Genomic DNA, 19,379 nt, shown 5'->3' on the forward strand with positions numbered 1-19,379 from the left:
GATTCAGCCTCTAGCGTTTGCATCGACACTCGGGGGTTCAGATGCTGCAACGACGTCACTTCCTCGGCGCGGCCGCCGTCACGGCTGCCTGGTCCGCGATGCCCTTCGTGCCGGTCTGGGCGCAGAACGCGCCGAACCTCGGCACGCCGGCGCTGCCGAACCCGGGCTTCGCGCGGCAGAAGGTCGGCGACATGGAGGTCATCGCCGTCAACGACGGCGTCGCGCGCCGCCCGCTGGGCGAGGAGTTCGTGCGCAACGCGCCGATCGGCGAAGTGAAGGCGATGCTGGCGTCGCAGAACCTGTCGACCGACTACATCGACATCCCGTTCACGCCGTTCGTGATCGTGCGCGGCGCCGAGCGCATCCTGATCGACACCGGGCTGGGCGAGTTCGCGCCGCCCACCGCCGGCAAGTTCCTCGCGAACCTCGCCGCCGCCGGCCTGCAGCCGGGCGACATCACGCACGTGCTGATCAGCCACTACCACGGCGACCACATCAACGGCCTGCGCAAGCGCGACGGCAGCTGGACGTTCCCGAACGCGAAGGTCTACGTGCCCTCGGTCGAGCACGCGTTCTGGATGGACGACGCGAAGATGGCCGCCGCCCCCGAGGGCCTGAAGGGCGCGTTCCAGGGCGCGCGCCGCGTGTTCGACGGCATGCCGGCCGACAAGCTGGTGCGCTTCGAGCCGGGCAGCGCGGTGCTGCCGGGCATCACGTCGATCGCCGCGTTCGGCCACACGCCGGGCCACACGCTGTTCGAGGCCGCGTCCGCCGGCCAGGTCTTCACCTACCTCGCCGACCTGACCAACGTGCCGGTGCTGTTCGCGCGCAACCCCGACTGGGCCGTGCAGTTCGACATGGACCCCGAGGCGGCGCGCAAGGTGCGCCGCGAGATGCTCGCGCGCGTGGCCGCCAACAACGCGCTCGTCGGCGGCTTCCACTTCCCGTTCCCCGCATTCGGCCGCAAGACGGTGTCGGGCAACGGCTATGCGTTCCAGCCGGTGGCCTGACGGGCTGCGGCGCCGCCCGCTGCTGCTGGCAGCACTGGCGGCGCCGGCGGTGTCGTCGCGGCGTTCCGCCACGCGCTGGCGCCGGGCACCTTCGACCCGCCGGAGTTCCGCCTCGGCGACTGCGCGACGCAGCGCAACCTGAGCGACGAAGGCCGCGCGCAGGCGCGCCGGCTCGGCGAGTGGTTCCGCGCCCGCCAGCTCGAGCCCGCGGCGGTGCGATCGAGCCCGTGGTGCCGCTGCATCGACACGGCGCAGCTCGCGTTCGGCCGCCACATGGTGTGGGACGCGCTCGCGTCGCCGACCGGCGCCGACGCCGCGACCCGCGAGCGCCGCCTGGCGCAGCTGCGCGACGCGCTCGCCGCGGTGCCGGCCGCTCGCTTCGAGGTCTGGGTCACGCACCAGTTCGTGCTCAGCGACCTGACCGGCAACTCGACCTCGTCGTCCGAAGGCCTGCTGCTGAAGGCCGCCACCGACGGCGGCCGCCCGCAGGTGCTCGCGCGGCTGAACCTCGCCTGAAGCGGCCGCACGCCGCGCGCCTATCATCGCGGCGCGATGGACCCGCGCACCCTGATCCGGCAGACGATCCGCACCGTGCCCGACTGGCCCGAGCCCGGCGTGATGTTCCGCGACATCACGCCGCTGCTCGCGCAGCCGCGCGTGTTCCGTGTGCTGATCGACCAGTTCGTGCACCGTTACTTCGACACCCGCCCCAATGCGATCGCCGGGCTCGACGCGCGCGGCTTCATCATCGGCGCGGTGGTGGCCTACGAACTCAACGTCGGCTTCGTGCCGATCCGCAAGAAGGGCAAGCTGCCGTTCGAGACGGTGGCCGAGACCTACGAGCTCGAGTACGGCAACGCCACCGTCGAGATGCACACCGACGCCGTGCAGCCGGGCGCGCGCGTCGTGCTGATCGACGACCTGATCGCCACCGGCGGCACGATGATGGCCGGCAAGCGGCTGCTCGAGCGCCTCGGCGCGACCGTGATCGAGGGTGCCGCGATTGTCGACCTGCCCGAGCTCGGCGGCTCGAAGAAGCTGCGCGACGCGGGCCTCGCGGTGCACACGCTGGTCGAGTTCGCCGGGCACTGAGGCCCGCCGCGCCGCCGCCGCGCGCTCACTTGCCGATGCAAAAGCGCGCGAAGATCTCGCCGAGCAGCTCGTCGGGCGTCATGCGGCCGGTGATCTCGCCGAGCGCGTCGTGCGCCAGGCGCAGCTCTTCGGCGAACAGGTCCAGCGCCGGGTTCGCCGCGTGCAGATGCTCGCCTGCGCGCGCGAGGTGCGCGGCAGTGCGCCTGAGCGCCTGCACGTGGCGCGCGCGGGCGATGAACACCCCTTCGGGCACCGCGTGCCAGCCCACGTGCTCGAGCAGCGCGCGGCGCAGCGTCGCCAGCCCCTCGCCCCTGCGCGCCGACAGCGCGATCGCCCCGGCGGGCAGCGCGCGCGGCGGCGCCGCGTCGGCCTTGTTGAACACGTGCAGCACGCGCGCGTCGCCGGCCTCGGCGGCGGGCAGGCCGAGCCGCTGCGCGATCGCCGCCTCGGCGGCGTCGTAGTCAGGCTGGCCGCGGCGCGTCAGGTCATGCAGGAACAGCACGGCGTCGGCGTTGGCTATGGCCTGCCAGCTGCGCGCGACGCCGATGCGCTCGACCTCGTCGGCGGTCTCGCGCAGCCCGGCGGTGTCGACGACGTGCAGCGGCACGCCCTCGATCTGGATCGTCTGGCCGATCTGGTCGCGCGTCGTGCCCGGGATCGGCGTCACGATGGCCAGCTCGGCGCCGGCCAGCGCGTTGAGCAGCGAGCTCTTGCCGACGTTGGGCTGGCCGGCGAGCACGACGTGGATGCCCTCGCGCAGCAGCGCGCCCTGGCGCGCGCGCTCCAGCGTCGCGTCGAGCGTGTGCACGATCGCCGCGAGCTGCCCCTCGGCGTCGGCCTGGCGCAGGAAGTCGATGTCTTCCTCGGGGAAGTCGAGCGTCGCCTCGACGAGCATGCGCAGCCGCACGATGCGCTCGCGCAGCGCCTCGACCTCGCGCGAGAACGCGCCCGACAGCGACTGGCCGGCCGAGCGCGCCGCGGCCTCGGTGCTGGCGTCGATCAGGTCGGCCACCGCCTCGGCCTGCGCGAGGTCCATCTTGCCGTTGAGGAACGCGCGCTGCGTGAACTCGCCCGGCTCGGCCACGCGCAGCCCCGGCAGCCGCTCGCGCCCGGTTGCGGGATCCGTCTCAGCAGCCGCTTCGAGGCAGCGCGCGAGCAGCAGCTGCAGCACGACCGGACCGCCGTGGGCCTGCAGCTCGAGCACGTCTTCGCCGGTGTAGCTCGCCGGCGCCGGGAAGTGCAGCGCCAGCCCGTGGTCGATCGCGGCGCCGCGCGCATCGACGAACGCGCCGTAGACGGCGTTTCGCGGCGGCAGCGGGCGCGCGCACACCGCAGCGATCAGCGGCGCCAGATCGCGGCCCGACACGCGCACGATGCCCACCGCACCGCGCCCGGGGGCGGTGGCGATCGCGACGATGGGGTCCGACAGGCGCGGCAGCACGGCAGCGGATTGTCGCCGCCGTGCCGCAGGGTGTTGGCGCGGGGGGAGCGCGACGGGGTGCATCGCCCGTCGGCGCGACTCCCGAGCCGGCCGAGGCGGTCTCGGTCCGGGTCTGCCCCGCAAAGCCATTGTCGGCATCGCCGCGCCGGATTACACCCCGCGGCCGCGGGGAACCGCACCGCGCGCGCACTACGCCACGGCGTCGCGCGGCTTTGCGGGCATCACAAAGCGCGAAGCCCCGCGGCGGCACCGGCGGGGCTTCGCCGCATGCGCCGATCAGGCGCTCACTTCGTCACGCCGAGCTGCCGGTTGATCCACCACTGCTGCGCGATCGACAGGACGTTGTTGGTCAGCCAGTACAGCACAAGACCGGCCGGGAAGAAGAAGAACATGATGCTGAACACCAGCGGCATGATCCACATCAGCTTGGCCTGCACCGGGTCCGGTGGCGTCGGGTTCAGCCAGGTCTGGAACAGGGTCGACGCCGTCATCAGCAGCGGCAGGATGAAGTACGGGTCGATCGACGACAGGTCGGTGATCCAGCCGATCCACGGCGCGTTGCGCATCTCGACGCTGGACAGCAGCACCCAGTACAGCGCGATGAAGAACGGCATCTGCACCAGGATCGGCAGGCAGCCGCCGAGCGGATTGACCTTCTCCTCGCGGTACAGCTTCATCATCTCCTGCTGCAGCAGCTGCGGCTTGTCCTTCAGGCGCTCGCGCATCTCCATCATGCGCGGTCCGATGGCCTTCATCTTGGCCATGCTGCGATAGGCGCTGGCGTTGAGCCAGTAGAACGCGATCTTCAGCAGCACGACGAGCGCGACGATGGCCCAACCCCAGTTGCCGATCAGCGCGTGCAGCTCGTACAGCAGCCAGAACAGCGGCTTGGCCAGGATCGTGAACCAGCCGTAGTCCTTGACGAGGTCGAGCCCCGGCGCCAGCGCCGCGAGCCTGCGTTCCTCCTGCGGGCCGACGAACAGCGTCGCTTCATGGACCTTGCTCGCACCGGGCGCGAGCTCGCCGAGGGGCAGCACCATCGCGATCGAGTACAGGTTGTCGCCGATCTTGGCGCTGCGGAACTCGCGCGTCTGGCCCTGCGGCACCAGCCACGCCGACGCGAAGTAGTGCTGCACCATCGCGATCCAGCCGTTGTCGGCGCTGCGGTCGTGCTTGGCACTGCCCTTGGCGATGTCCTTGAAGTCGATCTTCTGGAACTTGCCCGCGTCGGTGTAGACGGCGGGCCCGGTGAACGTGAAGTAGAAAGACGACTCGCCCGGCGGCGGGTTGCCGTCGCGCACGAGCTGCAGGTACAGCTGCGGGTCGATCGTCGCGTCGGTCGAGGTGTTGACGACCTCGTGGCGCACGTCGATCGTGTACTCGCCGCGCCGCAGCGTGTAGGTCTTGACGAGCTTGCTGCCGCCGACGTCGGGCGAATCGAAGCGCAGTTCGAGCGTGTCGCGGCCGGCGGCGAGTTCACGCTCGCCGGGTGCGACGCTCATCAATGTCAGGTGGTTGGGCAGCGCGGCGCCGGCGCGTGCACTGATCAGCCCGGTCTGCGCGAGGTACAGCCGCTCGGCGCTGCGGTCGAACAGCACGACGTGGCGGCTGCGGTCCTTCTGGTCGCGCTGCTGCAGCAGTTCGACGCGCACGAGGTCGCCGCCACGGCTGTCGAAGGTCGCCCGCAGCAAGTCGGTGGTCAGCGTCACCTGCTCGCTAGCCGCTGCGGGCGTTGCAGCGCTGGCAGCCGCCGCAGGCGACGCTGCGCCGGTGCCGGTCGCAGCCGCCGGCGCCGGCAGCGAGGCCGACGACGCGGGCGCCGGCACCCCGTTGGGCACCATGCCTTCGGCAGGCGCCGTCGCGGCGGGCTTCGGCGGCGCGCCGCCGAAGATCGAAGGCTGACCGGTGTGCTTGTTCCACGCGTCCCACAGCAGGACGAGCGACATCGTGAACACGACCCACAGCAGGGTACGGCGGATATCCGTCATGGGATCTTTCGGTTCGGATCGGAAGCCAGGAAGCCGAACAGGCGCGGGGGTGACTCGGGCACCGGGTCGCAGCCGCCGTCACACCATGGGTGGCAACGCAGCACGCGCGCAACGGTCAGGTAGCTGCCCACGAGCGCGCCGTGGCGCTCGAGCGCCTCGAGCGAATAGGCCGAGCACGTCGGGTAGAAACGGCACGCGCTGCCCAGCCAGGGGCTGAGCAGCAGCCGATAGGCCCGCACGAGGCCGATCAGCAGCTGGCGGGGCCAGTGGCGCGGTGACATCGCGAACCGCCTCGCGTTCAGCGCCGCGTGGCTGCGGCTGCGGCCACGAGCAGCGCGTCGAGTTCGCCGCGCACCGCCTGACGCAATGCCGTCGATGCCGCCGACGGGTACCGCTGCGAATCGAAGCCGCTGCGCAGGCGCAACACCCACAACCCGCCCGGCAGCGCCGCCGCGTGCCGCTGCAGCGCCGCACGCATCTGACGCTTGAGCAGTTGCCGCGTCACGGCGCGACGCGCGAAGCGTCTCGGCACGACGAGACCGAGCCACTGGCCCGGCCGAAACTTGTCCACAGGTTCGGCAGCGTCGCGGTCGGTCTTTGTGGACAACTTTTCCGCAGAGACGGTTGGCGGCCGCCCTCGCGCGCGCGACGGCTCATCGGCCACGTGATGAGCAGCGAAGTGAGCACTTCGCGCTTTCGGAGCCGTCGCGAGCACGCGCTGGAAATCGACGCTGTGGACGACGCGGCCGGGCATGCGGCGCGCCGCGGCACTCAGACGGCCAGACGTTTGCGGCCCTTGGCGCGGCGGGCGTTGAGGACCTTGCGGCCACCACGCGTCTTCATGCGCACGAGAAAGCCGTGCGTGCGTGCGCGGCGGGTCTTCGAGGGCTGATAGGTGCGTTTCATGATGCTTCCTTCGCTGCAAATCGGTTCGTCCAGCGCCTGCGCAGGGCCACGGCAGTCGAGACAAGACAGTCATTGCCGGTTCGACGGCCACCGCCCATGGACTTCGATAGCGGCACACGCTGCGACCGCCTCGGCCCGCATCCGGTCGTGATGCCGGCGTGATGCGCAACCGCGAAGCCGCCCCGGGGCGCCGCCCGAGGACACGCGGCTCGCACACGACGCGGCGCCGCACTCGACTTCGGGAAACTGCGCATTACAGCAAAAACCCCGTTATCGGTCAACGACTTGCACGACGGCATGCGGCTTCGGAGGGCCTTGACGCGGATTGCAGCGCTGTGGATAACCACGGCTTCGGCACCCTGGCCGGCATAGAATGCGCTGCTGCACATCGCGCGTTCTCCACAAGAACGAACCCCACCCGATCGACAAGAGGGCCGCTTGGAAATCCCCCGTCACGCCGACCTGTGGCAGCGCGGTTGCGACCGTCTGGCCGCCGAACTGCCCGAACAGCAGTTCAACACCTGGATTCGTCCGCTGCCGCCGGCCGACGTCGCCGACCACGGCGACACCGCCACCGTCAGGCTGAGCGTGCCCAACCGCTTCAAGCTCGACTGGATCCGTTCGCAGTACGGCGCGCGCATCGAGGGGCTGTTGAGCGAGCTCGCCGGCAAGCCGGTGCGCCTCGAGCTGAACCTGGCCGCGCGCAGCCCGGCCGCCGCGCCCGCCGTGGCGGCACCCGCGTCGCCACCGACGCTGGCCAGCGCCGCGCTGCAGGCACCTACCGCCGCGGCGATCAGCGTGCCGGCGCTGCCACCGCACCGCCTGAACCCGGCGCTGACCTTCGACACGCTGGTGGCCGGCCGCGCGAACCAGATGGCGCGCACCGCCGCGCTGCACGTGGCCGGCGCGCCGGGGCAGATGTACAACCCCCTGTTCATCTACGGCGGCGTCGGCCTGGGCAAGACGCACCTGATCCACGCCGTGGGCAACGCGCTGCTGAAGGACCGGCCGAGCGCGCGCGTGCTGTACCTGCACGCCGAGCAGTTCATCAGCGACGTCGTCAAGAACTACCAGCGCAAGACCTTCGACGAACTGAAGGCGAAGTACCACGCACTCGACCTGCTGCTGATCGACGACGTGCAGTTCTTCGCCGGCAAGGAGCGCACGCAGGAGGAGTTCTTCAACGCCTTCGAGGCGCTGCTGGCCAAGCGTGCGCACATCATCATGACCAGCGACACCTACCCGAAGGGACTGGTCGACATCGACGAGCGGCTCACCAGCCGCTTCGACGCCGGGCTGACGGTCGCGATCGAGCCGCCCGAGCTCGAGATGCGTGTGGCGATCCTGATCAAGAAGTCGCAGGCCGAGGGCACCGAGATGCCCGAGGACGTCGCGTTCTTCATCGCGAAAAACGTGCGCGCGAACGTGCGCGAGCTCGAAGGCGCGCTGCGCAAGGTGCTCGCCTACAGCCGCTTCAGCCAGAAGGAGATCAACATCGGCCTCGCACGCGAGGCGCTGAAGGACCTGCTGTCGATCCAGAACCGCCAGGTCTCGGTCGAGAACATCCAGAAGACGGTGGCCGACTTCTACAAGATCAAGGTCGCCGACATGTACAGCAAGAAGCGCCCGGCCTCGATCGCGCGGCCGCGCCAGATCGCGATGTACCTGGCCAAGGAGATGACACAGAAGAGCCTGCCCGAGATCGGCGAGCTGTTCGGCGGGCGCGACCACACCACGGTGCTGCACGCGGTGCGCAAGATCGGCGGGGAGCGACAGAAGAACGGCGAGCTCAACCAGCAGCTGCACGTGCTCGAGCAGACGCTCAAGGGCTGAACCCGGGCCGCCGGCGACGCTGGGGACAACTTCCGAACAAGCCCGCCCTCATCCACAGCCCCGCGCCGAACAGCGAAGTTGTCGTCGTTCGTCGCGCGCCCGATACCGACTCGCCCCACACCGTTCAGCGCACGCCAAGCCCTTGTCGGAAAAGGCGAAAATCACGTTCTCCACAGATCCGGCGCGGCTCTACCAGAACCACCAGTCCAAGAGGAAGACATGATCGTCTTGAAAGCAGCACAAGAACAACTGCTGGGCGCGCTGCAGTCGGTGGCCGGCATCGTCGAGCGCCGCCACACGCTGCCGATCCTGGCCAACGTGCTGCTGCGCAAGAACGGCCCGACGATCGAGCTGACGACGAGCGACCTCGAGATCCAGGTGCGCACGCGCGCCGAGCTCGGCGGCGACGACGGGACGTTCGCGACGACGGTGGGGGCGCGCAAGCTGATCGACATCCTGCGCTCGCTGCCGCCCGACCAGACGGTGACGCTGTCGTCGAGCGCGAACAAGCTGACGCTGCAAGGCGGCAAGAGCCGCTTCACGCTGCAGACGCTGCCGGCCGAGGACTTCCCGCTCGTCAACGAGTCGGCCGAGTTCGGCCCGGCGTTCTCGGTGCCGCAGGCCGTGCTGCGCGGGCTCATCAACCAGGTGCACTTCGCGATGGCAGTGCACGACATCCGCTACTACCTCAACGGCATCCTGTTCGTCGCCGAGGGCAAGACGCTGACGCTGGTCGCCACCGACGGCCACCGCCTCGCGCTTGCGCAGGCCACGCTCGATGCCGAGATTCCGAAGCAGGAAGTCATCCTGCCGCGCAAGACGGTGCTCGAGCTGCAGCGGCTGCTCAAGGACGACAAGAAGGACGAGGTCGGTGCCGAGGTCGCACCGATCGAGATGCGCTTCGCGAGCAACCAGGCCAAGTTCCGCTTCTCGGGCATGGAGTTCGTCACCAAGCTGGTAGAGGGCAAGTTCCCCGACTACAACCGCGTGATCCCGAAGAACCACAAGAACGCCGTCACGCTCGGCCGCGAGCCGCTGCTCGCCGCGCTGCAGCGCGCGGCGATCCTCACGAGCGAGAAGTTCAAGGGCGTGCGCCTGAACTTCGAGCCCGGGTTGCTGCGCATCGCGTCGAGCAATGCCGAGCAGGAAGAAGCGAAGGAAGAACTCGAGATCGACTACGCCGGCGACGCGATCGAGATCGGCTTCAACGTCACGTACCTGATCGACGCGCTGGCCAACATCGACGCCGAGATGGTCAAGATCGAGCTGCAGGACGCCAACGCCAGTGCGCTGATCACCGTGCCCGGCCAGTCCGGGTTCAAGTACGTCGTGATGCCGATGCGGATCTGAAGCGCTTCAAGGCGCTTCAGATCCGTTGCACGGAACCCACCGCACCCCCTGCCCCCCGCCGAGCGGGGGTGCCCGTCAGACAGACCCCCGGCCGCTGCGCGGCCTCGAATGCCCCCGATGACCGACCCCCAGAGTCCTGACCCGAAACCCGCCGACACCGGCTACGGCGAGAACAGCATCCAGATCCTCGAGGGGCTGGAAGCGGTGCGCAAGCGTCCCGGCATGTACATCGGCGACACCTCCGACGGCACCGGGCTGCACCACCTCGTCTTCGAGGTCGTCGACAACTCGATCGACGAGGCGCTCGCGGGCCACTGCGACGACATCATCGTCACGATCCACAGCGACAACAGCATCAGCGTCATCGACAACGGCCGCGGCATCCCGACCGGCATCAAGATGGACGACAAGCACGAGCCCAAGCGCTCGGCGGCCGAGATCGCGCTGACCGAACTGCACGCCGGTGGCAAATTCAACCAGAACAGCTACAAAGTCTCGGGCGGGCTGCACGGCGTGGGCGTCAGCTGCGTTAACGCGCTGTCGAAGTGGTTGCGGCTGACCGTGCGCCGGGACGGCAAGGTCCACTTCATGGAGTTCCGCAAGGGCGTGCCGCAGGACCGCGTCATCGAGATGCGCGACGGCGTGGCCGTCAGCCCGATGAAAGTCATCGGCGAGACCGAGAAGCGCGGCACCGAGGTGCACTTCCTGCCCGACGACGAGATCTTCCAGCAGAACGCCGACTTCCACTACGACATCCTCGCCAAGCGGCTGCGCGAGCTCTCGTTCCTCAACAACGGCGTGCGCATCCGCCTCGTCGACGAACGCACGCAGAAGGAGGACAACTTCGCCTACGCCGGCGGCGTCAAGGGCTTCGTCGAGTTCATCAACCAGGGCAAGAAGACGCTGCACCCGAACATCTTCCACGCGGTGGGCGAGAAGGTCAGCGAACAGGGCACGACGATCGGCGTCGAGGTCGCGATGCAGTGGAACGACGGCTACAGCGAGTCGGTCCTTTGCTTCACCAACAACATCCCGCAGCGCGACGGCGGCACGCACCTGACGGGGCTGCGCGCGGCGATGACGCGCGTGATCAACAAGTACATCGACGACCACGAGCTCGCGAAGAAGGCCAAGGTCGAGATCAGCGGCGACGACATGCGCGAGGGGCTGGCGTGCGTCATCAGCGTCAAGGTGCCCGAGCCGAAGTTCTCGAGCCAGACCAAGGACAAGCTCGTCAGCTCCGAGGTGCGCGGCCCGGTCGAGGACATCGTCGCGTCCAAGCTCACCGACTGGCTGCTCGAGAACCCGACCGACGCGAAGATCGTCTGCGGCAAGATCGTCGAGGCGGCGAAGGCGCGCGAGGCGGCGCGCAAGGCGCGCGAGATGACGCGGCGCAAGGGCGTGCTCGACGGGCTCGGCCTGCCCGGCAAGCTCGCCGACTGCCAGGAGAAGAACCCGGCGCTCAGCGAGATTTACATCGTCGAGGGTGACTCGGCCGGCGGCAGTGCCAAGCAGGGGCGCGATCGCAAGTTTCAGGCGATCCTGCCGCTGCGCGGCAAGATCCTCAACGTCGAGAAGGCGCGCTACGAGAAGCTGCTGACGAGCAACGAGATCCTGACGCTGATCACCGCACTGGGCACCGGCATCGGCAAGGGCATGGGTGGCGACGACTTCAACCCCGACAAGCTGCGCTACCACCGCATCATCATCATGACCGACGCCGACGTCGACGGCGCGCACATCCGCACGCTGCTGCTGACGTTCTTCTATCGCCAGATGCCCGAGCTCGTCGAGCGTGGCCACATCTACATCGCGCAGCCGCCGCTGTACAAGGTCAAGCACGGCAAGCACGAGCAGTACCTGAAGGACGGCCACGAGCTCGACGCGTACCTGCTGCAGGTGGCGCTCGACGGCGCCGAGGTCGACCCCGGCGACGGCCGCCCGGCCATCACCGGCTCGGCGCTCGAGGAGCTCGCGCGCCGCTACGTGGTCGCCAACAACGTCATCGGCCGCCTCGCGGCGTGGATGGACGTCGAGGCGCTGCGCGCGATCGCCGACGGGCTGGTGCTCAACCTCGACACCGCCGCCGACGCCGAGGCCAGCGCCGCCGCGCTGAAGGCCGCATTGCACGACGCCGACGTGGCCGCCGAGTTCGACGCGCGCGTCGACAAGCACCAGCTGCGCATCAGCCGCCGCCACCACGGCAACGTGAAGGCCAGCGTCATCACCGCCGACTTCGTGCACGGCGCCGACTACGAGGCGCTGAGCCAGGCGGGCCTCACCTTCAAGGGCCTGCTCGGGCCGGGTGCCGTCGTGCGCCGCGGCGAGGGCGAGCGGCGCAAGGAACAGCAGGTGGCCGACTTCCGCGCCGCGATGGCGTGGCTGATGCAGCAGGCCGAAGCCAGCGTCTCGCGCCAGCGCTACAAAGGCCTCGGTGAGATGAACCCCGAACAGCTGTGGGAAACGACGATGGACCCGGCCGTGCGGCGGCTGCTGAAGGTGCAGATCGACGACGCTATCGAGGCCGACCGCGTCTTCACGATGCTGATGGGCGACGACGTCGAGCCGCGCCGCGACTTCATCGAAACCAACGCGCTGCGGGCGGCGAACATCGACGTCTGACGATATAGCGTTCGGCCTCGACCGGCGCCGTCGGCGGGGTGCGACGCCACCGCGCGCCGTCAGCCTGCTTCGCTGGGCGCGCGGCTGAGCTCGTTGTTCGCGGTCACGAGCGTGCGCAGCATGCGCATGAACTCGCGTCGCTGCGCCGGTGGCAGCGGCTCGAGGATGCGGGCCTGCGCCCGGTGCATCGCCGGCACGATCTGCGCCAGCAGTTCGAGTCCCTCGGCGGTCGGGGTCAGCAGCCGCACGCGCCGATCGTCAGGCGAGGCATTGCGCTGCACCAGCCCGCGCGCCTCGAGGCGATCGATGACGCCGGCCAGCGTCGAGGTGTCCAGCCCGATCGAACGCGCCAGCGTGCGCTGGTCGACGCCCGGCTGGTTGGCGATCGCCTGCAGCGCCGCGTACTGCACCGGCGTCACGCCGGCTGCCTCGGTTTCCTGCAGAAAGATCGCCACCGCGATCTGGTGCAGGCGGCGAATGAAGTGGCCCGGCAACTCGCCGAGGTCGACAACCGGGGGGTCGGCACGAGGCATGATCGGTGGATCGGGGGTTAACCCTGATGCAATGGATTTCATTTTATTCCTACACTAATCGTCAGTACACACATCATCAGTGTACATAAGACAGGAGACCGCGATGAACCCTTCGTCCTCGCATCGTCCCGTGATCGTCGCCGGCGGTGGCATCGGCGGCCTCGCTGCGGCGCTGGCCCTCGTGCGTCGCGGCTTCGACGTCAAGGTGCTCGAACAGGCGCCCGAAATCGGCGAGATCGGCGCGGGCATCCAGCTCGGGCCGAACGCGTTCTCGGCCTTCGACGCGCTCGGCGTCGGCGAGAAGGCGCGCGGCCGCGCCGTCTACACCGACTGCATGGTGATGCACGACGCGATCGACGAAACCCTGATCGGCCGCATTCCCACGGGCGAGGCGTTCCGCGCGCGCTTCGGCAACCCGTACGCCGTGATCCACCGCGTCGACGTGCACCTGAGCCTGCTCGAAGGCGCGCAGGAGACCGGCCGCGTCGAGTTCCTGACCTCCACGCGCGTCGAGCGCGTCGAGCAGGACGACAGCGGCGTCACCGTGTTCGACCAGCAGGGGCGTGCGCACCGCGGCATCGCGCTGATCGGCGCCGACGGCGTCAAGTCGGTCGTGCGCCAGCAGTACGTCGGCGACCCGGCGCGCGTGACCGGCCACGTCGTCTACCGCGCCGTCGTCGACAAGAAGGACTTCCCGGTCGACCTGCAGTGGAATGCCGCCAGCCTTTGGGCCGGCCCCAACTGCCACCTCGTGCACTACCCGCTGCGCGGCGGCGAGCAGTACAACGTCGTCGTCACGTTCCACTCGCGCGAGCGCGAGGAATGGGGCGTGCGCGAGGGCAGCAAGGAGGAAGTGCAGAGCTACCTCCAGGGCATCTGCCCGAAGGCGCGGCAACTCATCGACCTGCCCAAGAGCTGGAAGCGCTGGGCCACTGCCGACCGCGAGCCGATCGGCCAGTGGACCTACGGCCGCGTAACGCTGCTGGGCGACGCCGCGCATCCGACGACGCAATACATGGCGCAAGGCGCCTGCATGGCGCTCGAAGACGCGGTCACGCTCGGCGAGGCGCTGCGTGTGCACGACAACGACTGGACTCGAGCGCTCGACCTGTACCAGCGCTCGCGTGTCGCACGCACCGCGCGCATCGTGCTCAGCTCGCGCGAGATGGGCCGTCTCTATCACGCCAAGGGCGTCGAGCGCCTGGTGCGCAACTCCCTGTGGCAGGGCCGCACACCCGAGCGCTTCTACGACGCGCTGGAGTGGCTGTACGGCTGGAAAGTCGACAACTGCCTCGCCGCGTCCTGAGCGCGCCGCTGCCCACCCCACCCCCCTCGAGGATCCCCGTGACCGCCACCGCCTACCTCTGGACCCCGCCCGCCGTGCCCTCGGTGCCCGTGCGCGGCTGCGCCGAGCGCGCCCCCGTCAACCGCCTGTTCTTCGTCGGGCGCAACTACCACGCGCACGCGGTCGAGATGGGCCGCCCGGTCGACAAGTCGAAGGAAGTGCCGTTCTACTTCACGAAGTCGCCGTGCACGCTCGTCGAGTCGGGCGCCACCGTGCCGTACCCGCCGCGCACGAGGGACTACCAGTACGAAACGGAACTGGTGGTCGTGATCGGCAAGCCCGGGTTCCGCGTGGCCGAGGCCGATGCACACGCGCTGATCTACGGCTACGCGTGCGGCCTCGACATGACGCGGCGCGACCTGCAGCTTGCCGCGCGCGAAAAGGGCCGGCCTTGGGACCTGGGCAAGGACATCGAGCAGGGCTCGGTGATCTCCGAGATCGTGCCGATGCCCGGCGTCGTCGTCGATCGCGGCGAGATCGTGCTCACCGTCAATGGCCAGCCGCGCCAGCGCTCGAACGTCGACAAGCTGATCTGGAACATCCGCGAGCTGATCGCCGACCTGTCGACGTACTACCACCTGCAGCCGGGTGACGTGATCTACACCGGCACACCCGAAGGCCTCGGCCCAATCGTGGCCGGCGACCGCATCGACGGCAGCGTCGAGGGCGTCGGCCGCATCGTGCTGCACGTCGGCGCGGCCGAGTGACACCGCTGCGAGGAGACACGCCGATGAGTACCCACCCGCCCCTGTCGCCCGTGCGCCTGACGATGCAGGCCGGCCCGGGCCAGCCCGAGCCCTCGCCCGCGCTCGAGCAGCTGTACCGCGGCTTCGAGCAGGAGCTGCTCGTGCCGCTGTGGACCGAGATCGGCGACCTGATGCCGCCGCACCCGCGCAGCAAGGCCAGCGCGCACCTGTGGCGGTGGGACCGTCTGGTGGCGCTCGCCGACCAGGCCGGGCACCTGGTGCCGGTGGGCCGCGGCGGCGAACGGCGCGCGATCGCGCTGGCCAACCCGTCGCTGGGCGGCAAGCCCTACGCGACGCCGACGCTGTGGGCCGCGATCCAGTACCTGATGCCCGGCGAAGACGCACCCGAGCACCGCCACACGCAGCACGCGTTCCGCTTCGTCGTCGAGGGCGAGGGCGTGTGGACCGTGGTCGGTGGCGACCCGATCCGCATGTCGCGCGGCGACTTCCTGCCGCAGGCCGGCTGGAACTGGCACGCGCACCACAACGCCGCAACGAAGCCGATGGCATGGATCGACGGGCTCGACATTCCGTTTTCGTACTACACCGAGTCGCAGTTCTTCGAGTTCGGCCGCGAGAAGCTCACGCCCGCCGAGATGACGACGCCCGAGCGCTCGCGCTCGGAGCGCGTGTGGGGCTACCCGGGCCTGCGCCCGGTCTCGCAGCCCGACGCGCTGCCGGCCACGCCACTGCTCGCCTACCGCTGGGTCGACACCGACCGCGCGCTCGCCGAACAGCTCGCGCTCGAGCAGGAGGGCCACGCCGTAACGCTGAGCCCTGGCCACGCGGCGGTGCGCTTCACGAACCCGACGAGCGGTCGCGACGTGCTGCCGACGATCCGCACCGAGATGCACCGCCTGCGCGCCGGCGCCTCGACGCGCACCTGGCGCGAGGTGGGCTCGTCGGTCTACCAGGTCTTCGACGGCCGCGGCACGGTGCGCGTCGGCGAGCACACGTGGACGGTGGGTCGCGGCGACATGTTCGTCGTGCCGTCCTGGGTGCCGTTCTCCGCGCAGGCCGACGGCGATACCGCGCTGGACCTGTTCCGCTTCGGCGACGCGCCGATCTTCGAAGCGCTGCACGCGCACCGCGTGCAACTCGACGACGCGGCAGGAGCGCCCGCGTGAAGCTCTACGGCTTCTTCCGCAGCGGCACCTCGCACCGCCTGCACATCGCGCTGAACCTCAAGGGGCTGGCGTACGAGACCGTGCCCGTGGACCTGCGGCGCGACGAGCACCTGAGCGACGCGTACCGCGCCCTCAATCCGCAAGGGCTGGTGCCGGCGCTCGAGGTCGACGGCCGCGTGCTGACGCAGTCGCCGGCGATCCTCGAGTGGCTCGACGAGCGGTACCTCGAGCCGCCCTTGCTGCCGCGCGATGCCGACGCGCGCCAGCGCGTGCGGGCGCTGGCCGCCGTCGTCGGCTGCGACATCCACCCGGTCAACAACCGGCGCATCCTCGAGGCGCTGCGCCACGACTTCGGTGCCGACGCGGCCTGACCGCCGCACCGCCCACCCCGAAACCGGCCGCCCGCCGGTCGAACCTCACCCAGGAGACTGCGATGAACCCCGTCCTCAAAACGCTGCCCGGCCTCGCCGCGGCCACCATCGCCGCGATCGCCCTCACCGCTGCCCCGGCCGCGCGCGCGCAGGCGCTCAAGCTCGCGCACATCACGCCGCCGACGCACGTCTGGCACCAGGTGTCGGAGAAGATCGCCACCGACCTCGAGCAGGCCAGCGGCGGCAAGATGAAGATCGCCGTCAGCCCGCTGCAGAAGCTCGGCAACGAAGCGCAGGTCGTCAACCTGATGCAGGCCGGCGCGGTGCAGTTTGCCGTGTTCACGGTCGGCGGGCTGGCCAACCGCGAGGAATCGCTGCTCGGCTGGTCGCTGCCCTACGTGTTCAAGGACGTCGCGCACGCCGCACGCGCCGCCGACACGCCGGCCGCGCGCGAAATGCTCAAGCGCCTCGACGCGAGCGGCCTCGTCGGCCTGGGCTACACGTTCGCCGGCATGCGGCACGTGCTGTCGCTGAACCCCGTGACGACGCCGAAAGACCTTGCCGGCAAGAAGATCCGCGCGTTCCCGAGCCCGGTCTACAACGACTGGTGGCTGGCCAACGGCGCCGCGCCGACGGCGATGCCGCTGTCGGAAGTCGCGCCGTCGCTGACGACCAAGCTGCTCGACGCCGTCGACATCGACCTCGACGCCCTGGTCGGCCTGAAGTTCTACCAGCAGGCGCCCAACCTGACGCTGACCAACCACATGGCGTTCCCGGGCGTCATCGCGGTGTCGAAGAAGTGGTGGGACGCGCGCACCGACGCCGAGCGCGAGCAGATCCGCAAAGTCGTCGCCGACGCCGAGAAGTGGGGCGTGCAGGCGGCCATCGACGCCGAAGCGAGCAACCTGAAGAAAGCGCAGGCCGACGGCACGAAGGTCGTCACGTTCGACCTCAAGGCCTTCCAGGCCGCGGCGGCGCCGGTGCGCGACAAGTACGTCGCGAAGAACCCGCTGATCGCCGACTTCTACAAGCAGGTGCAGGGGCCCTGAGCCCGCGGCGCGACGCTGCCATCGAAGGAGAGGCCGATGTCCGCCCCGACGCTCGTCGAGCGCCTCGACGCCGCACTGGCCCTGCTCGAGCAGATCCTCGTGGTGCTGCTGACCGGCGGCATCACGGCGATCATGATGGCGCAGGTCGTGCTGCGCTACTTCTTCGGTGCGCCGCTGTTCTGGGCCGAGGAGATCTCGGTGCAGCTGCTCGTGTTCGCCAGCGTGTTCGGGCTGTCGCTGCTGACACGCCGCGGTGACCTTGTGAGCATCGACTTCGTGCCGCGTGCGCTGTCGCCGCGCGCGCACCACACGCTGATGGCCGCGCTCGGCGCGGTGATGCTGGCCATCGTCGTCTTCGTCGCCTGGCTCGCGTGGGGCTGGATCTCGCGGCCCGACGTGCGGCTCGAGCTCTCGGCCACGACGCAGCTGCCGCGCTGGACCACGTATGCGGTGCTGCCCGTCGGGCTCGCCTGCATGGCGTGGCACCAGGTCGCGGCGATCGTGCGGCACCTCGGTGGGCTGCGACAGCCCGGTGGAGCGTCGGGATGATCACGCTGGCGGTGTTCTTCGGCCTGCTGTTCGCGGGCCTGCCGATCTTCGGCGTCATCCTCGCCGGCGCGATCGTTTTCCTCGCGACGAACGACCTGGCGGCGCTGTACGACTCGATCCCGATCCAGCTCTACGGCGCGCTCGAGATCAACGGCCTGCTCGCGATTCCGCTGTTCATGCTGGTCGGCGAGATCATGAATCGCGCCGGGCTGACGAAGCGGCTCGTCGCCGTCGCCGAGGTGCTGGTCGGCGGCCTCAAGGGGGGTCTGGCCTACGCCAACCTCGTGACCAACGCGATGGCCGCGTCGATCCTCGGCTCGGCGGTCGCGCAGATCGGCGTGATGAGCAAGGTCATGATCCCCGAGATGGAGCGCAAGGGCTACGACCGCGCGTTCTCGGGCGCCGTCACCGTGTCGGCCGGGCTGCTCGGGCCCATCATCCCGCCGTCGATGCTGATGATCATCTACGGCGTCGTCGCGGTGCAGCCGATCGCGCCGCTGTTCATCGCCGGCATCGTGCCGGGGCTGCTGATCGTGGTCGCGCTCGCGCTGGTGATCTTCGTCATCGGCGTCGTCAGGGGGCTGCCCTCGGGCGTCGGCCGCGAGCTGGGCAGCAAGGGCCGCATCCTCGTCGAGGGACTCGCGCCGGCGCTGATTCCGCTGGTGGTCATCGTCGGCATCATGGCCGGCGTGATGACGCCGACCGAGTCGGGCGCGGTCGCGTCGATCATCGCGCTCGTGCTCGGTTTCCTGTACCGCGAGCTGCGGCTGCGCGACCTCGGGCCGATCTTCCTCGCGGTGGCGCTGAGCACGGCGACGATCACCGGGCTGATCGCGGCGGCCTCGGTGCTGAGCTGGGCGCTCGCGTTCCAGGGCGTGCCCGACCGGCTGGTCGAGTTCATGTCGGGGCTGACGACGTCGCCGACCGCGTTCCTGCTGCTCGTCATCGCGGTGCTGCTGGTGCTGGGCATGTTCCTCGAGAGCATCAGCGTGCTGATCGTCGTCGTGCCGCTGCTGATGCCGGTGGTCACGGGGCTGGGCATCGACCCGATCCACTTCGGCGTCGTCTGCACGGTGGCCACCGTGATCGGCCTGGTGACGCCACCGGTCGGCCCGGGCCTGTACATCGCGATGGTCGCGGCCGACATCCGCATGGGCCCGCTGTTCAGGGCGACCGTCCCCTTCCTGGCCGCCGTGCTGGCCTGCCTGGTGCTGATCGCCGCGGTGCCGGCGCTGTCGACCTGGCTGCCGAAGCTCACGATCGGTTGATCGCACGCACAGCGAGCCCAACGGGCGGGTCGGCTTGACGCCCCTGGCGGGCCGCGATGCAGGCGCGCCGGATCGCGGCGTCGCCCGGTCCGTGCCCCCAGTCTCGGCCCGGGTGACCGCTTCCGATCGGGCCTGCGACGGCCCGAATG

Annotated in this window: 18 protein-coding genes and 1 pseudogene; 13 read left to right on the plus strand and 6 right to left on the minus strand. The window is 69.8% G+C overall.

What is annotated here, in order from left to right; translation table 11 throughout:
* Positions 1-41 precede the first annotated feature (41 nt).
* The 3 genes from DRV96_RS09420 (at position 42) to DRV96_RS09430 (ending at position 2,102) form a co-directional block, all read left to right on the plus strand.
* On the plus strand, positions 42-1,010 hold the full coding sequence (locus DRV96_RS09420; RefSeq protein ID WP_119290253.1) for an MBL fold metallo-hydrolase: 969 nt from the start codon (positions 42-44) through the stop codon (positions 1,008-1,010).
* A gap of 138 nt (positions 1,011-1,148) precedes the next feature.
* A complete protein-coding gene (locus DRV96_RS09425; RefSeq protein ID WP_235823357.1) occupies positions 1,149-1,526 on the plus strand; it encodes a histidine phosphatase family protein in 378 nt (125 codons plus the stop codon).
* Positions 1,527-1,562: 36 nt separating this feature from the next.
* On the plus strand, positions 1,563-2,102 hold the full coding sequence (locus DRV96_RS09430) for an adenine phosphoribosyltransferase (RefSeq protein ID WP_119290258.1): 540 nt from the start codon (positions 1,563-1,565) through the stop codon (positions 2,100-2,102).
* A gap of 25 nt (positions 2,103-2,127) precedes the next feature.
* Here the strand turns inward: DRV96_RS09430 and mnmE are convergent, their stop codons facing one another.
* From mnmE to rpmH, 5 genes are all read right to left on the minus strand, one after another.
* On the minus strand, positions 2,128-3,543 hold the full coding sequence (gene mnmE, locus DRV96_RS09435; RefSeq protein WP_119290260.1) for a tRNA uridine-5-carboxymethylaminomethyl(34) synthesis GTPase MnmE: 1,416 nt from the start codon (positions 3,541-3,543) through the stop codon (positions 2,128-2,130).
* Positions 3,544-3,827: 284 nt separating this feature from the next.
* A complete protein-coding gene (yidC, locus tag DRV96_RS09440) occupies positions 3,828-5,531 on the minus strand; it encodes a membrane protein insertase YidC (protein ID WP_119290262.1) in 1,704 nt (567 codons plus the stop codon).
* Positions 5,528-5,812 carry a membrane protein insertion efficiency factor YidD gene (gene yidD, locus DRV96_RS09445; protein WP_119290265.1) on the minus strand — a complete coding sequence of 95 codons (285 nt, stop codon included), beginning with the start codon at positions 5,810-5,812 and terminating at the stop codon, positions 5,528-5,530. Before yidD ends, yidC begins: the two co-directional genes overlap by 4 nt.
* Positions 5,813-5,829: 17 nt before the next feature.
* Positions 5,830-6,285, minus strand: a complete 456-nt coding sequence (locus DRV96_RS09450) for a ribonuclease P protein component (RefSeq protein ID WP_119290268.1) — start codon at positions 6,283-6,285, stop codon at positions 5,830-5,832.
* A 17-nt stretch (positions 6,286-6,302) separates the two neighbouring features.
* Complete coding sequence (rpmH, locus tag DRV96_RS09455; RefSeq protein ID WP_119290270.1) at positions 6,303-6,437, minus strand: 50S ribosomal protein L34; 135 nt, start codon at positions 6,435-6,437, stop codon at positions 6,303-6,305.
* Between the two features lie 438 nt (positions 6,438-6,875).
* Here rpmH and dnaA point away from each other — a divergent pair, with 438 nt between their 5' ends.
* The 3 genes from dnaA (at position 6,876) to gyrB (ending at position 12,242) form a co-directional block, all read left to right on the plus strand.
* Complete coding sequence (gene dnaA, locus DRV96_RS09460; RefSeq protein ID WP_210757008.1) at positions 6,876-8,270, plus strand: chromosomal replication initiator protein DnaA; 1,395 nt, start codon at positions 6,876-6,878, stop codon at positions 8,268-8,270.
* Positions 8,271-8,489: 219 nt separating this feature from the next.
* Positions 8,490-9,620, plus strand: a complete 1,131-nt coding sequence (gene dnaN / locus DRV96_RS09465) for a DNA polymerase III subunit beta (protein WP_119290272.1) — start codon at positions 8,490-8,492, stop codon at positions 9,618-9,620.
* A 117-nt stretch (positions 9,621-9,737) separates the two neighbouring features.
* Positions 9,738-12,242 carry a DNA topoisomerase (ATP-hydrolyzing) subunit B gene (gyrB, locus tag DRV96_RS09470; protein WP_210757009.1) on the plus strand — a complete coding sequence of 835 codons (2,505 nt, stop codon included), beginning with the start codon at positions 9,738-9,740 and terminating at the stop codon, positions 12,240-12,242.
* 59 nt (positions 12,243-12,301) lie between these two features.
* Here gyrB and DRV96_RS09475 read toward each other — a convergent pair whose 3' ends face one another.
* Positions 12,302-12,775: a MarR family winged helix-turn-helix transcriptional regulator gene (locus tag DRV96_RS09475; RefSeq protein WP_119290277.1), complete on the minus strand. Its 474-nt coding sequence runs from the start codon at positions 12,773-12,775 to the stop codon at positions 12,302-12,304.
* A 103-nt stretch (positions 12,776-12,878) separates the two neighbouring features.
* Here DRV96_RS09475 and DRV96_RS09480 point away from each other — a divergent pair, with 103 nt between their 5' ends.
* The 7 genes and pseudogenes from DRV96_RS09480 to DRV96_RS09510 all read left to right on the plus strand — a co-directional run bounded on the left by DRV96_RS09480 (position 12,879) and on the right by DRV96_RS09510 (position 19,230).
* Positions 12,879-14,081 carry a 3-hydroxybenzoate 6-monooxygenase gene (locus DRV96_RS09480; protein WP_119290280.1) on the plus strand — a complete coding sequence of 401 codons (1,203 nt, stop codon included), beginning with the start codon at positions 12,879-12,881 and terminating at the stop codon, positions 14,079-14,081.
* A 38-nt stretch (positions 14,082-14,119) separates the two neighbouring features.
* The gene (locus DRV96_RS09485; RefSeq protein ID WP_119290282.1) at positions 14,120-14,827 is read left to right on the plus strand and encodes a fumarylacetoacetate hydrolase family protein; all 708 of its coding nucleotides are present in this window, start codon (positions 14,120-14,122) and stop codon (positions 14,825-14,827) included.
* Positions 14,828-14,850: 23 nt separating this feature from the next.
* On the plus strand, positions 14,851-15,993 hold the full coding sequence (locus DRV96_RS09490) for a cupin domain-containing protein (RefSeq protein ID WP_119290284.1): 1,143 nt from the start codon (positions 14,851-14,853) through the stop codon (positions 15,991-15,993).
* Positions 15,990-16,361 (plus strand): annotated as a pseudogene (locus tag DRV96_RS09495) (glutathione S-transferase N-terminal domain-containing protein); the annotation flags it as partial. The gene DRV96_RS09490 and the pseudogene DRV96_RS09495, both read left to right, overlap by 4 nt.
* Positions 16,362-16,426: 65 nt before the next feature.
* Positions 16,427-17,413, plus strand: coding sequence for a TRAP transporter substrate-binding protein (locus DRV96_RS09500; protein ID WP_119290288.1), 987 nt, complete (start codon positions 16,427-16,429; stop codon positions 17,411-17,413).
* A 36-nt stretch (positions 17,414-17,449) separates the two neighbouring features.
* Positions 17,450-17,962 (plus strand): TRAP transporter small permease, encoded by a 513-nt coding sequence (locus DRV96_RS09505; protein ID WP_119290290.1) that lies wholly within the window; start codon positions 17,450-17,452, stop codon positions 17,960-17,962.
* Positions 17,959-19,230 (plus strand): TRAP transporter large permease, encoded by a 1,272-nt coding sequence (locus tag DRV96_RS09510; protein ID WP_119290292.1) that lies wholly within the window; start codon positions 17,959-17,961, stop codon positions 19,228-19,230. The genes DRV96_RS09505 and DRV96_RS09510 overlap by 4 nt, the downstream gene beginning before the upstream one ends.
* The last annotated feature ends 149 nt before the right edge of the window (positions 19,231-19,379 follow it).

This window comes from Azohydromonas sediminis, from assembly GCF_003574675.1.
GTDB classification, from domain to species: domain Bacteria; phylum Pseudomonadota; class Gammaproteobacteria; order Burkholderiales; family Burkholderiaceae_C; genus Calidifontimicrobium; species Calidifontimicrobium sediminis.